At 45.6% G+C, this 14692-nt stretch carries 9 protein-coding genes and 1 pseudogene; 4 read left to right on the forward strand and 6 right to left on the reverse strand.

What is annotated here, in order from left to right; translation table 11 throughout:
* The coding region (locus FW758_RS19755; protein WP_446446285.1) for a hypothetical protein at positions 1-2004 on the reverse strand (2004 nt) is incomplete at its 3' end.
* Between the two features lie 680 nt (positions 2005-2684).
* Between FW758_RS19755 and FW758_RS19760 the strand changes: the two genes are divergently transcribed.
* Together FW758_RS19760 and FW758_RS19765 are read left to right on the forward strand one after the other, a co-directional pair.
* Positions 2685-4469 carry a hypothetical protein gene (locus FW758_RS19760; protein ID WP_446446286.1) on the forward strand — a complete coding sequence of 595 codons (1785 nt, stop codon included), beginning with the start codon at positions 2685-2687 and terminating at the stop codon, positions 4467-4469.
* 146 nt (positions 4470-4615) lie between these two features.
* Positions 4616-5631, forward strand: a pseudogene (locus FW758_RS19765) (transposase).
* A gap of 575 nt (positions 5632-6206) precedes the next feature.
* On the opposite strand, the gene ycfP reads toward FW758_RS19765, so the two are convergent.
* Together ycfP and nagZ are read right to left on the reverse strand one after the other, a co-directional pair.
* Positions 6207-6746, reverse strand: coding sequence for an alpha/beta hydrolase YcfP (gene ycfP, locus FW758_RS19770; protein WP_115334491.1), 540 nt, complete (start codon positions 6744-6746; stop codon positions 6207-6209).
* A gap of 79 nt (positions 6747-6825) precedes the next feature.
* Positions 6826-7854 carry a beta-N-acetylhexosaminidase gene (gene nagZ, locus FW758_RS19775; RefSeq protein ID WP_115334490.1) on the reverse strand — a complete coding sequence of 343 codons (1029 nt, stop codon included), beginning with the start codon at positions 7852-7854 and terminating at the stop codon, positions 6826-6828.
* Positions 7855-8239: 385 nt separating this feature from the next.
* On the opposite strand from nagZ, the gene FW758_RS19780 reads away from it, so the two are divergent.
* Positions 8240-9616 (forward strand): L-serine ammonia-lyase, encoded by a 1377-nt coding sequence (locus tag FW758_RS19780; protein WP_259522637.1) that lies wholly within the window; start codon positions 8240-8242, stop codon positions 9614-9616.
* 111 nt (positions 9617-9727) lie between these two features.
* Here the strand turns inward: FW758_RS19780 and fghA are convergent, their stop codons facing one another.
* Both fghA and FW758_RS19790 read right to left on the reverse strand, forming a co-directional pair.
* Complete coding sequence (gene fghA, locus FW758_RS19785; protein ID WP_006081879.1) at positions 9728-10570, reverse strand: S-formylglutathione hydrolase; 843 nt, start codon at positions 10568-10570, stop codon at positions 9728-9730.
* 174 nt (positions 10571-10744) lie between these two features.
* Positions 10745-11884, reverse strand: coding sequence for an S-(hydroxymethyl)glutathione dehydrogenase/class III alcohol dehydrogenase (locus FW758_RS19790; RefSeq protein ID WP_006081880.1), 1140 nt, complete (start codon positions 11882-11884; stop codon positions 10745-10747).
* Between the two features lie 230 nt (positions 11885-12114).
* Here FW758_RS19790 and FW758_RS19795 point away from each other — a divergent pair, with 230 nt between their 5' ends.
* On the forward strand, positions 12115-12993 hold the full coding sequence (locus tag FW758_RS19795) for a LysR family transcriptional regulator (RefSeq protein ID WP_446446287.1): 879 nt from the start codon (positions 12115-12117) through the stop codon (positions 12991-12993).
* Positions 12994-13146: 153 nt separating this feature from the next.
* On the opposite strand, the gene FW758_RS19800 is transcribed toward FW758_RS19795, so the two are convergent.
* The gene (locus tag FW758_RS19800) at positions 13147-14436 is read right to left on the reverse strand and encodes an NAD(P)/FAD-dependent oxidoreductase (RefSeq protein ID WP_446446288.1); all 1290 of its coding nucleotides are present in this window, start codon (positions 14434-14436) and stop codon (positions 13147-13149) included.
* Positions 14437-14692 lie beyond the last annotated feature (256 nt).

Here is a 14692-nt window from a genome sequence, read left to right on the forward strand (position 1 = left end):
ATCCAAATCTGGCAGCTGACTGACATCAATCAACCAACTTTGCTCGGGTTGATACGCGAGTGCTTGCCATTGAGGCGTACCGGTACAGGCCAAGGTGCTGCTGACATTGATGTCGTAAAAATTGCGGCGGATCCCATCGGTGCTACTCAGTTGGTACAGCACAAACTTATCTAGCCCAGTACCAAAACCCGTGTTGCTGCTTGCGCTGGTGTTTGTCCATTGCAGTGTGTGCCCGTTGACCTTAGGGGCATCGACCACACTAAGGGTGCACACCGCTGCCTGCTCAGACGTTAACAGCATACTGACGCCGTATTTGGCGACGATTTGCGGCTCAAGTAAGGCGGGATCGACGGTTGTGCTAGGTTGCGGCTGATTATCATAGGACGCATACATATCATCGCTATAAAGTAGTTGCTGCTGCGACGGTGGATAAGCCATATTTTGCGCGTAATCTAAGGTTGGAATAAAACGAATATTCTTAGTCAGTTCGCCGCTGTCAGCCGCAGTATTCACATAAAGTGTCAGTGTCGACGGCGCGGCGGCAAAGGTAAACTGTGTAATCGTTTCATATTGCGCCGATGAGGCCAGCGCCAGCATATTTTGCTCTGCCGACGTTAACCAATCCGGTCCAGTGGCTGGCGGTGAAAGATAGTGCACCATAGCGCCTTCGGCACCGTCATAGCGCCGGTACAACCAAGTTTTGTCAGCGCCGCCTCGCGATTTCAGCAGATAACTGAATGGCTTGTCGGTGATTGGCGAGAGTTCCAGCTGTAAATCTTCATACTGCAAGCTCACAGTTTTACTGGGATCAGGTGTCAGGTTAAGTTTGACCAGTTTCGCACCATGATAATGGGCAGTCGCGCGAAACTCAGCAACCTGAGCTAAGAGGTCATTTGGTGCATTCCAGCCAATAAGCAGATTTTGCTGCACAGATTGATGGAAACCATCCTGTTCTGGATAACTGTAACTGCCCACCTTGCTTAGTTGTAGTGGCAGCACAGTGCCATCCGCGCTGTATGCCGTGATATCGGTTAAGCTAAATCCGCCTTCGGGTTTAAAACCTGAAAAGTCATGATGATAGGTTAGATTTAATAGATCATCTTGCTGGTAAAAGTAACCCGCATCATAGGCAAACACAGCATCAAGGCCTAAGGTCTTATTGATGTCATCCAGCACAAAGTCAGGCTGTTTTTGATACTCAAAGGCTGGGAAATCATAATCAAAACCTAAACGCTGTGTTAAATCACCCAACTGGCGCTGCTGCGGCAACATAATAACGTTGCTGCGCACTGTGCCCTTGTAGCCGTAGCGCTCAAACGGCGCTTCTGCCACTAAGGCTAACTGTGCTAACCAACCCCGCTCACGTTCTAACATCAGCTGACCGTATATTTTGGCTTGCTCACCATCACTTTCAACTTTGGCTAACACATGCGTATCAGTGACTTGCAATACAGTAAGTTTGGCATTGGCGTGGCCTTGATAGGTAGGAAGCGCGACGACCGCCCCCGCTTTGGCGGGTATGGTGCTCAGAAAGGCCGATGAGCTAAAGAGCTTTTTCAACTCCTGCTCAAGCTCTGCACCGCGTTCAGCCAGCAGCGCCTGCCATACCGGTTTGTTTAATGCAGTGAATTCTTTAACGCTGCCATCGTCTAGATTTAATGTAAATTCAAATCCCTGCGAGAAAATAGCGTGCATTTCGGGATTACGATCGGCCCGCTGGCCACTACTGACGCCGCTCCCTTGACCATCGCGCATGTTCATGTAATCGACGTGCACTTGAAACCGACTGTTTTTGCCTGTTTCGAGGACCTTATAACGCAGCAATTGATGTGAGCTGGTGTTAACCGTTTCGGTACGCCGACCGTTGTCTACAGTGATGTTGGTGGTGCTATACAGCTGATACGAGCGCTCTTCCCCTTTTTCAGGTGTAAACTCAACATCAGCATCCCCAAAAGAACAGGCCGATAATAAACAGCATGCAACTACGCTAACCAAGTACTTCATGGTTATTCCTTGTATCTCAAATAGTAAGCGCCGCATTATGCCCTTTCACGCCCAGTAAATAAAATGCTTTGCTGTTTATGCCAGTTCAGCGCAACAGGAAAACCGCTTTTGCAGTGATGCCTAAAGTTAGTTTTATTTCCAGTTGTGCGGTATTCATTGTCATTGGTTCCCCTGTGACTCGCCATAAACTCGTCCCTGAGGGCTCGACGGCGGCATCCATGCCGCCAACGGTCACAGTTGCAACAATGCCAATCTTAACTAAGTCCCTAATTCACAAGTCCATCCTAAAAAGCTTTTGCCCCAAAGCTTGCTAGAACACCTTTGGACAATTTCAAATTTACGAATGAGTTGTCCTACAAATTCTTATCTATTTACTCTGCCTTTATCCCTGCCTTTAGATCTTCTTCATGAGTTAGCGGAACTGGATTGGTATATGGTCATATTCAAATTTAAGTCGTTTTGAGCGTTTTTAAACTCATTAGCTTGCGCATTTTTCCTGCCTAAAATTAACAAAACCCTTTAAAATCAATTTCATATACTTCAATCAAATTAGTTAATAGGTTTGGAAAACGCGCATGCGCGTTTTCCTTGATGGTGTATTTGATAAAAAGCTGGTAACTTCTTTGTAATACAATCAGTTAACTGTGCGCGTTTTCACTGGTCTAATGAGGTAAACGCGCATGCGCACTAATAAAATGTTATGTTTAAAGGTATTCATTGGCTATTTCAAGGAATATATGTCTTCAAAAAAAAATAAACGATTGGAAAAGTACTTTAAAAAGGCAACTCGTCAATCTAAGAAAAGAATGGTAGAAATCGATATCGATATTGATATACCAGTAGAGGTAGGTAAAAGTCATAATGAATTGGCTAAAATACTATTGAATTTTGGAAGCCTAGTTGATGAGTCTACTAACAGAATTTCCGCTTTCGAAGCAAATAAATATGCTCATGAGAACATATCTAAAATTGAAAAATCTATTGTAAAACTTGTAAATAATTATCCTAAATATTATTGGAAATTTTATTTTACTGCTCTCCCTAAAAAGCATTTTGAAGGCAGTTTAGATACTACTTTTTTATTTGCCATAAAGATGGTTGAATCTTGTATTTCATTTAGTGATAAAGAAATTGATGAGAATGAATTATACAAAAATGGAAATAGTGTCATTCTTGAAATTAACGAAACCGTAGTAAAAGACTATTGTAAACTCGTAGGCTATTCTATTTTATTAGGAGACATGTATACATTAATTAGGATCTCATCTAAAGGTTGTGAATTTCAAATCCATGAAAATGAATTGATGCCGATACCAATTGATGAACATGAGATTATTGAATCTATTAAGTTATTTGACGATAGAAATGTAATTGAAAGTAAAATAGAGAATGGCATGAATATGCCTTCTAAGAGTGGTTTTAGCCTTAAACAAAGACATTTAACCAATCTCGAAAGCCTCATCATTGTCGCTAACGAAAATCAATCTGGAAAGTATGAATACATTCCTAAAAAAATCACTAAATTAAAAGATACTAAATATACCAAAGTAAACTTCAATATTGCTCCAATCAGTTTGGAAACAATATTTAGCGAATTCAAATTGGGTAAAGATGGGTTACCCTGGGAAATAGAGTTTTTAGAGGTGATTTCTATCTTGCAGTTTGTTACTACACTGATTCTTAGAGGCTGGGTATTTTTACCTGATATAGCTGAAAAAGGTTACCTTCTTTTTTCGAAAGGTTTTATTGATGAACACTTTCAGGGTTTTATCGATTCTGTTAAAAAGATCCAGTTGGAAAAGTTAGGAACAACATTCACAAATAATGGTCCAGAGATAATAAAAAAGTACAGCAGACCATTAGGTGAAAATATTTACCCGTCAAATATATCTGTATTATTTGATGCAGGAAAAATGCTTGGCTTTGACATTTCTTCCTCATTTGAATTTTTATTTAACAAGCTTGAATACACTAAAAAACAAGGAAATATTGCTAATTTACGTGGATATTTTTTTGAAGAGCAAACTCAAGAGCTTATCGATAACTCAAAACTGAAGCCAGCTAGAAATATCAGAAATTTAGTTGCGAAAACTTTAAGGTTTAGAAATAAATCAATTACAGACTTCGATGCAATAATGGTTATTGGTAAGAGCCTAATTGCCATTTCATGCAAAAGCTTATTGGATAATCTTGACTATGACAAAGGTGATTATAGAACGGTCAGAAATATTACATCTTCGCTCGAGAAGTATGTAGAAGACTGGAGAGCTAAAATAAAAATTATTGATGAGAACAAAGTTGGAGATAATTATGACTTTTCGAAGTTTGACGAAGTTATTGGATTAGTAGTAACTCCATCAGTTCTATATTGCAATCTCACTTATAGGAATGAACTCACTATTAAAGGGTTGTATGAAAATATGTCTTCTCGTGAGTTTGAAACTTGGATAAACATAATCGGGTAGCCGGAGGTATCTAGCCTCCAGCCCCCACACCACCCTGCATGCGGCTCCGCACGAAATAATAGAGAGGACAGCCATATCTTTTTGTGTTTTTTAGCTTCTTTGACTAGGCTTTACATTATCTTGCTTTTATCGTTTTGGAGTGTCTTATGACCTCAGCCAGAAGACAGTTAATTGATGCTAATGCGACGCCTTTCTATCATGTAATAAATCGCTGTGTTCGCAGGGCTTTTCTGTGCGGTGAAGATAAACTGTCAGGCCGCAGTTATGAGCATCGTCGCGGCTGGATTGTTGATAAAATCAAGGTATTTTCTGCATTGATATTTGCGCCTATGCGGTGATGAGTAATCACTATCATTTAGTGCTTAAAATTGATGTCGACAAGGCGAAATCGCTAACGCAAAAAGATATTATTAGTCGCTGGTGTCAAATCACTAAGGGCCATGTTGTCGCCACTAAGTATATGAATGGTGATGATTTAATCGACGGTGAAGTGATGTTACTTGATGCATTACTCGCCGAGTGGTATGAGCGACTGAGCAGTATCTCTTGGTTTATGCGCTGTTTAAATGAAGAAATTGCCCGTAAGGCCAATCGTGAAGATAAGTGTAAAGGCGCTTTTTGGGAAGGCCGTTTTAAGTCACAAGCGTTGTTAGATGAGCAAGCACTGCTGGCGTGCATGATGTATGTCGATTTAAATCCTATTCGAGCAGGGATTGCCGACTCCGTGCAATCCTCTGATTTTACATCGATTCAGGAGCGCGTGAATGCACTTAATCCTCATATCAACGCGCCCCAACGGGCCAAAAATACCGCAGATAACCTACAGCAAATACCACATAAAGCCCTCGCAAAATTTGATGGTTCAACACTTCTGAATCAGCAAACGGGTATTCCGTTTCATTTTGCCGATTATCTTGAGTTAATAGATTGGACGGGACGAGCTATGCGCCTTGATAAAAAAGGCTATATCGATAATCAACGGCCAAAACTACTCAATGAATTAGGCATTTCGCCCGATGCGTGGCTCACTTCAGCTAAAGAGTTTCGACGTCAATACAGTGGCATAAGTGGTCGATGGGATAGCATGTGCGAGTTTAAAAAGCAGCACAACAGCGGCAAATGGTGTAAAGGTAAAGCCTCAAGCCAAGCGTTACATCCTTAAGTTCATTATTGCCCACGATTCAGCGCTTGGAATTATTTTTGTTGTTCCGAAATGAAGATAATTCCGCGCAAAACATAGCACGTTTTTGTCCAATAAGAGTGGTGTTTAATAATCGTTAAGATTAGATCTAGTCTTTAAAACCTAGAGGTTACGCATGCGCTCGAAAGGCGAGCTATGGTGATTAGCGAGACGACCGTCCGCCCCATGGACGAGGCGGTCGAGCATCCACGGACGGACTTGCTGCGTGTCGACGAGTCAATGCCATGGCAAGCCTGTGCAAGTGGAGACCACCCAACACTAAATCACTAAATCACTAAATCACTAAATCACTAAATCACTAAATCACTAAATCACTAAAAAATAAAACTAAAACTAAAGTTGCAGCCCTTCGGCACTACTATCTAACACATTTCAGTCCAAAATCAACACAGTCGATTTTACAATTTAGAGCCCTTAATGTGCGCGGCATGAAGTATAAAAAGCCAAAACCATAAGGCGGAATAGCCGATGAGATAAACCCACTCCCCCTCTTAAATATAAAAAGAGGAGTGGTACTTTTATCCAATCGATATCAATCAAGCCAATTTAAAGGCTTTTATTTTGGGCAGATGTGCGGCGAGTTGGGGGAATTTGTGGGGCTGAACGTCATCCCAATCAATCGAATAATAGGCGCTTAATTCACTGGCGAGTTGCAGATTATCGAACATCTCATCATTCACTGAGAATATGCACATGGCCTTGTGGGTATTCTTTTCACGAAATTGCGACACGCACTTATTGGCAATATCGGCATATTCTTCTGGGCGGTCAATCTTGCCCTGCATATTCTCTTCTGGGTGCAAATTGGGGTTAATCAGCACAGATTTAAGACCATTCAAAAATCCAATGCGTTCGGCCCAATAAGCGCCGAGTCCCACGCCGACCATTAACGGCGCGGGATCGTCGCTATGCTTCATTTGCTTGGCGACTTCCTTGAGCAAGTGTTGCATGTCGTGCTTAGGGTGCAAGGTGCTGTAACTGACCAAACGTACGTCAGGGTCGATAAATTGCAACTGACGCATTTTTTCGTGATTACCTGGGCTAGTCGCATCAAATCCATGAAGATAGAAAATCATATCAAGGCCTTTTAATCATTTTTGATTACAGTGAATTAACTAACCCTAGCAAAAGAGTGATCTCACACCTTGCGCTACATCAAACTTTCGCCTGTTGGGCCAAACAAATTTGCTCCGCAAGCTGCTTCGCGTTTTCCCAACGGGCGGTATTATCGAGCGCTGCGGCCGTTTGTGCGGCATTGGGCTTGAGTAAACTTGCAGGATGCTGCGGCGCACTCGCTGGCCATGTAAAACCATCCAGCAGCGACATTACGCCCGCATTGTCATTGCACACTAAAATCATATCGCAACCGGCGGCTAAGGCAGCGCTGGCCCTTGCACGGTAATCGCCCGCAAATCCTGCGCCTTGCATGCCAAGATCGTCGGAGAAAATCACCCCGTTAAAGCCAAGCTCTTTGCGCAGCACTTGTTTTAGCCAGTATTCAGAAAAACCCGCAGAGTTGGGGTCGACTTTAGGATAAACCACGTGCGCGGGCATCACGCCTAATAACTTCTCTTTTGCGATCAAGTCTTTAAACGGCAGGATATCCTTTGCAAAAATCGCCTCGGCATCGCGATCATCAATCGGTTTCTCGTAGTGCGAATCCGCCACCACACTGCCGTGTCCGGGGAAATGTTTACCCACAGCGCCCATGCCAGCGGCGGCCATACCCGCAATAAAGCTTTCGGCCAGTGTAATCACCTCGGCAGGCTCTGGGCTAAAGCTGCGTTTACCTATGACTTGACTCACGCCATTTAAGTCCAATACGGGCGCGAAACTTAAGTCGATATCGCAGGCCAGTAATTCAATCGCCATCAAGAAACCGAGCTCACAGGCCCAGCGTTTGGCTAACGCTATATCACCTTTTGCTGCGGGTAAAATGTCGCCCATGGCGGGAATAACGGTAAAGCCATCGCGGAAGCGTTGTACTCGACCGCCCTCATGATCGACGGCAATTAATAGTTCAGGGCGAATTTGGCGTATCTGTTGTACCAGACGGATCAACTGATCACGGCTTGAAAAATTGCGGGAAAATAGAATTAAACCACCCACCTGTGGATGGCGTAGCATCTCAGATTCTGCCTCACTGACGTCCAACGACAGTAGGTCCAACATTAAATAGCTCATACTTCTCCCTAAAAATTTTCATTAATACTCAAAAAATAACCACTCAAGCCATAAGTAGTCCGCGCTCACAAAAATGCTCAAAAAAGCGAACCATCTGCCCTTGTAGCGCGTTTAAAGCCTGTATTCTTGGCCATAAAATGGCCAGCAAAAAAGTCCCAATTAAGTTCAGCTTATCCGAACTATATCGAATTAAAAAAACTAATGTGAATTGTCACGCTAATCTATGGGATACTGAGGTTAGAGTATCACACAAGCAGATTTCGCATGAAAGAGCGCCGCCATTGACCAGAGTTCACGTTGAAGATTAGCGTGCTTCAATCTGCAGAGCGAGCAATCCCATGCACTCAGACTAAAATAATAAACAAGACACAACAGGACTTCTATCATGATTAGCGTATTTGACATGTTCAAGATCGGCATAGGTCCATCGAGTTCACATACTGTCGGCCCAATGAAAGCGGGCAAAATTTTTATGCAAAACCTGACTGACTCAGGACTCGTGACCCAGATTGATGAATTAAGAGCCGAGCTCTTTGGCTCCCTCGGCCAAACAGGCAAAGGCCACGGCACGGGCAAAGCAGTGATTTTAGGCTTAATGGGTGAAGATCCAGAAACCGTAGACACTGACAGTATCGACGGCATTTTAGAGCACGTCTCTAAGGACGAAACCTTAACCCTGCACTGTGGCAAAGTGGTTAAATTTACCCGCGAGCAAGGCATTACTTACCACAGACGCAAAACCTTGCCAGCACACGCCAACGCCATGACCTTATACGCTTATTGTAAAGATGAGTGTATTTTTGAGCGCACTTACTATTCTGTCGGCGGCGGCTTTATCTTAGATGAAGACGAAATTAGCCAACGTAATGCATCACCTGCATCACCAATCGAAGCGGCCCCTTTTGATTTTGGCAGCGCAGCACAGTTATTAGAATTGTGTGGCGAGCAAGGTCTGAGCATTTCTTCTTTGATGATGGCGAACGAACTGAGTTTAGCCACAGAAGATGAAGTCAAAGCCAAGCTGTGGAACATTTGGCAGACCATGAAAACCTGTATCGAACGCGGTTATCAAAAAGAAGGCATTTTACCTGGTGGCTTAAAACTGCGTCGCCGCGCCCCTGCCCTGTACCGTCGTTTGAAAGCCGAAGGCCGTAACAACGTCGACCCATTAACCGCAATGGATTGGGTCGATTTATTCGCCCTGTCGGTCAACGAGCAAAATGCAGCCGGCGATCGCGTAGTGACGGCACCCACAAACGGCGCTGCGGGAATTATCCCTGCAGTATTATGCTATTACGATACCTTCGTACAAGAAGTGGATATCGATGTCTGCGCCCGTTACCTGTTAACCGCCGCCGCGATTGGTATTTTGTACAAGAAGAATGCCTCAATTTCTGGCGCCGAAGTGGGTTGCCAAGGTGAAGTTGGCGTAGCCTGTTCTATGGCTGCAGGCGCACTGACTGAAATCATGGGCGGCACGGTTGAGCACGTTGAAAACGCAGCTGAAATCGGCATGGAACATAACTTAGGTTTAACCTGCGATCCTGTGGGCGGCCTAGTGCAAGTACCATGCATCGAACGTAATGCCATGGGCGCGATCAAAGCGATCAACGCCTCTCGTATGGCCCTACGCGGTGACGGTAACCATAAGGTTTCACTGGATAAAGTGATCAAAACCATGATGGATACCGGCAGAGATATGCGCAGCAAATACAAAGAAACCGCCAAAGGCGGCCTAGCGGTCAACATTGTTGAGTGCTGAGTGTTAGTTCACTCCTACTAATCGCTTAAACTGCATCATAAAAAATGCCGCAACTCACTGAGTTGCGGCATTTTTGTTTGAGCTCATCGGCATGACTACTGAATCGACGATTCAGGGCTTAAAGTACAAGCTATGGAACTTAAGGTGTTCTTCAATAAAGCTCGCGATGAAGTAGTAGCTGTGATCGTACCCCGGTTGCATCCGCACATCTAAGGGATAGCCCTTAGCATTGGCAATGTCCACCAGCGATTGTGGCATCAATTGGGTGTCTAAAAAGCTATCGGCTTCACCTTGGTCAATCATAACTGGCACCTCGGCAATGGCGAGCTTGAGCAACTCACAGGCATCGTACTGGCGCCAATGTTCACGATTCTCACCTAAGTACTCACTGAAGGCTTTAATACCCCAAGGCGCATTACTTGGATTCGAAATCGGACTAAAGGCCGAAATGGAGCTGTATCTGTGCGGATTACTCAGGCCAATCACCAAAGCACCATGACCGCCCATCGAATGGCCTGATATAGCGCGCTGTGTAGTCACAGGAAAATGGGCTTCAATCAAGGCTGGCAACTCGTGGACTATGTAATCGTACATTTTGTAATGACGGTTCCACGGTGCTTTGGTCGCATTGAGGTAGAACCCCGCGCCTAAGCCTAAATCGTAGGCTTTGTCCGCCGCATCGGGCACATCGTCACCGCGGGGGCTGGTATCAGGGGCAACAATCGCCATCCCAAGCTCAGCCGCCATGCGCTGCGCGCCCGCCTTCTGCATAAAGTTTTCATCGGTACAGGTTAGACCTGAGAGCCAATACAGCACAGGCACAGGTTTATTCACCGCTTCAGGTGGCAGATAAATCGCAAAGCGCATCTCGCAGTTTAACGACTGAGATTGATGGCGATATTGCTTATGCCAACCGCCGAAACTCTTGTTACAACTGATATTTTCTATGGTCATACAAGTCCTTTTAAGCTCAATCTTTTAGCGCTTGGTCATAGCGCTTGCCTTAGAGTTTGTCATGGCATTTGTCTTAGCGTTAGTCATCTACTCAGTGAACACAGCAGACAGATTGTCACCTGTCTGCTGGTTTGTCACATCAAGATGAAGCATCAACTTAGCATGCAAAATCGCTTATTTATCAAAATGGATCACGCTACGGATGCTCTTACCTTCGTGCATCAGCTCGAACGCTTCATTGATTTGCTCAAGCCCCATAGTGTGAGTGATAAAGTCATCGAGCTTAAACTCACCCGCCATGTAGCGCTCAACAATGTGTGGCAGTTCAGAACGCCCTTTCACGCCGCCAAAAGCAGAACCGCGCCACACTCGGCCAGTAACTAATTGGAATGGACGAGTTGAAATCTCTTGGCCTGCACCGGCAACACCGATAATCACCGACTCGCCCCAGCCCTTATGACAACACTCTAAGGCGCTGCGCATCACGTTGACGTTGCCGATACACTCAAATGAGTAATCTACGCCGCCGTCGGTCATCTCAACGATCACCTCTTGGATGGGCTTATCGAGTAATTTAGGGTTGATGCAATCGGTCGCGCCGAGTTTTTTGGCTAACTCGAACTTAGATTCGTTGATATCAATGGCGATAATGCGGCTGGCTTTTGCCATAGTCGCACCAATGATCGCCGATAAACCAATACCGCCGAGGCCGAAAATCGCCACGGTTGCGCCTTCTTCCACTTTGGCCGTGTTCATCACAGCGCCCATGCCTGTGGTTACGCCGCAACCCAGCAGACAAATTTCTTCTAATGGCGCGCTCTTATTGACTTTTGCCAATGAGATTTCAGGCAGCACAGTATATTCAGAGAAAGTCGAGCAACCCATGTAATGGAAAATAGGTTTGCCATCGAGATAAAAACGCGTGGTGCCATCGGGCATTAAGCCTTTACCTTGGGTCGCGCGAATTTTTTGGCACAGGTTAGTTTTGCCCGATAAGCAGAACTTACACTCGCCACACTCAGGGGTATAAAGTGGGATCACATGATCGCCCACTTGCACGCTGGTCACGCCCTCGCCCACTTGCTCAACGATACCGCCGCCTTCGTGGCCTAGAATCGCCGGGAAGACCCCTTCAGGATCGTCACCGCTCAGGGTAAACGCGTCCGTGTGACACACGCCTGTGGCCACAATGCGCACTAAGACTTCGCCCGCTTTTGGTAACATCACATCCACTTCTTCAATCTTCAGTGGTTGTCCTGGTCCCCAAGCAACAGCGGCCTTTGATTTAATAAACTGCGGTTTTTCGTTCGACATTGTTACCGTCCCTTGATAGGTAATAAGAGAAAATTATTGTTGTAATCGATTCTACTTAAGCTAAAGCATCTTGGTTCAAACATATTGGCTCAAACATACCGACTCAGCATACGCTGATGCCGATTGCACTGATGCTAATGCACTGATGCTAATGAATAGTAAGATTGTATTTGTTTCTCAGCGAGAGACAATCTAGTATTCAAGCAATTCATTTTTACTGAGTAACAACAATGTACCTCTGGGATGGCATTTCTGAGTTTGTCGCAGTGGCCGAAGCCGAAAGCTTTACCTTAGCGGCGCAGCGACTGAATATCTCCACCGCCCACGTGAGCCGCCAAGTCAGCGCCTTAGAGAATCGCCTCGGCACTAAGCTGTTTTACCGCACCACCCGCAAAGTGTCGCTAACCGAAGAAGGCACGATTTATTATCGCCATTGCCGCCAATTACAAACCGGCTTAGAAGAAGCTGAGCGCGCTATCTCAAACCTAAAGGACTCACCCCAAGGCTTAGTCAAACTCACGGCTCCCGTGGCCTATGGCGAAAAATTTATTATGCCGTTACTCAATGATTTTATGGTGCAATATCCCAGTGTTGAGTTTAGTGTTGACCTCACTAATCGCACTTTGGACTTGATTGAAGGTGGTTACGATCTGGCCATTCGCCTCGGCAAACTCGCTGACTCGAGTTTAATGGCCAAACCCTTAAGCAGCCGTACTCACTATGTCGCCGCCTCACCGAGTTATGTGGAAAAGTACGGTCAGCCCCATACCTTATCTGAACTTAGCCGGCACAACTGCTTGATTGGCAATCACAATTACTGGCGCTTCGTGGAGAATGGCCGCGAACGCAATATCAAAGTGCGCGGCAATCTCAATTGTAACAGCGGCTACGCATTAAGGGATGCGGCGCTAAAGGGAATTGGTATAGTACAACTGCCTGATTATTATATTGAAGAAGATATTCAAGCTGGACGTTTACTGTCCTTACTCGACGGTCACCGCGAAGCCAAAGAAGGCATTTGGGCACTCTATCCGCAAAACCGCCACCTGTCGGCTAAGATCCGCGTATTGGTCGATTACCTCGCCGAAAAACTCGCCGAACAGGACTAATCTTTTTCTGAATAGCCTGTTGTTGAGCCGCATTTTTTGGAGCAGCCTGTTGCTAAAAAACCTATTGCTGAGAGGTTTATTGTGGAGCCATCTGTTGTTGAGCGAATTACTCAGTTCGAACAAACGAAGCGATAACAGACAAGACGCCGCAAACTAGCGCCAGTTTTCCCGCAAGGTGTAATACAACATGCCTAACGCCAGCGCTTGATTGCCGAACCATTCATTTAACGGAATGCGGATATGGCGCATGGCGGCAAACAAATCAAATTCACGCAATTGCCCGTGCATCGCATTGGCCATGATCTCAGCCATAATGTGCGATGTCGCCACCCCATGCCCAGAATAGCCTTGGCAATAGAATACATTAGGCGACACTTTGCCGAGCTGCGGGATACGGTTAATCACAATGCCCGCCATTCCGGCCCAGGCAAATTCGATATCAACACCCTTTAATTGTGGAAACGTACGCTCAATTGCGGGCCGTAATTCCGCCGCCACATTTTTGGGATCGCGGCCGCTGTAATTAGTGCCACCGCCGAACATCAAGCGTTTATCTGCGGTCAGGCGATAGTAATCCAGCACAAAGCGACAATCGTACACGGCTAAATCCTGCGGATTAATCTGCGAAGCGATCTCATCGGGCAGAATCGCCGTGGCACAATTGCCTAAGGACACCGGAAATAACATGCCACGCAGTTGAGGGCGCGCGAGTTTATGGTAGGCATTCCCCGCGATCAGCACACTGTTGGCGCGCACTTTCCCCTTGGCGGTAATAACGGTAGCAAGATCGCCCTCCTCAATATCGAGCACGGGTGAGTGTTCAAAGATCAACGCCCCCAGACCTGCTGCAGCGCGAGCTTCACCAAGGCATAGATTAACTGAGTGCAAATGCATGTTGCGCCGATTGACTAAGCCACCGTGATACAAGGGCGAGCCTAAATAGGCGGGCATTTCATCGGCGGAGACCAAGGTCATAAACTCCCCCATGCCGCGACGTTGCGCTTCATCATGCATAGCCCTAAGCTCGTGCATGTGCTGCATCTGGTAAGCGGTTTGTATATGACCAAATTTTAAATCACACTCTATGCCGTACTTGGCCACCCGATTTTTAATAATGTCGTGACCGCGCCAACGTAAATTCCACACATAATCTTCAGCTTCATTGCCAATCTGACGACGCAGTTGTTTTGTCATCGCCGCATCGCCAGACAAACTGCCTGTCACCTGCCCGCCGTTGCGTCCGGTTGCGCCCCACGCAATTTTATTAGCCTCAATAAGTGCCACCTTGTAGCCCTTCTCGGATAATTCAAGCGCCGTTGCTACACCGGTAAACCCGCCACCGACAATCACCACATCGACGCGAATGTCGCCTTCAAGCTCAGGATAATCCGACTCTTGGTTAATGGTGGCATTGTAGTAGGAGGCGCAACGCTCTGCTGGCATAGTCATTCCTTGATGTTGAAAGTTCAGTGTTAAAAGTTAAATATTAAATGTTGAGTGTTGAACGTTAAGTACTAAAAACTGTGTGCTGGTAATGGGTGTTGAGTCTTAGTTTATAGGCACGAGTGTTAACACGTTTTCCGCCGACGGTTGTTTTATATTTTTTACAAGCGTTCAGAATTTGAGAGTATATCTGAGTTGAGATCGAGGTCAACAGTGGATTGTGCTAACCGCTTGCTGGACATAACAAAGGAAGCAG

Source organism: Shewanella sp. 1180_01 (genome assembly GCF_052850535.1).

Coding starts and splice junctions, on each gene's coding strand:
- fghA (WP_006081879.1), bottom strand. CDS start 10,570: ATGACCATAGAAAATATCAGTTGTAACAAGAGTTTCGGCGGTTGGCAT.
- ycfP (WP_115334491.1), bottom strand. CDS start 6,746: ATGATTTTCTATCTTCATGGATTTGATGCGACTAGCCCAGGTAATCAC.
- FW758_RS19780 (WP_259522637.1), top strand. CDS start 8,240: ATGATTAGCGTATTTGACATGTTCAAGATCGGCATAGGTCCATCGAGT.
- FW758_RS19760 (WP_446446286.1), top strand. CDS start 2,685: ATGCGCACTAATAAAATGTTATGTTTAAAGGTATTCATTGGCTATTTC.
- FW758_RS19795 (WP_446446287.1), top strand. CDS start 12,115: ATGTACCTCTGGGATGGCATTTCTGAGTTTGTCGCAGTGGCCGAAGCC.
- FW758_RS19790 (WP_006081880.1), bottom strand. CDS start 11,884: ATGTCGAACGAAAAACCGCAGTTTATTAAATCAAAGGCCGCTGTTGCT.
- nagZ (WP_115334490.1), bottom strand. CDS start 7,854: ATGAGCTATTTAATGTTGGACCTACTGTCGTTGGACGTCAGTGAGGCA.
- FW758_RS19800 (WP_446446288.1), bottom strand. CDS start 14,436: ATGCCAGCAGAGCGTTGCGCCTCCTACTACAATGCCACCATTAACCAA.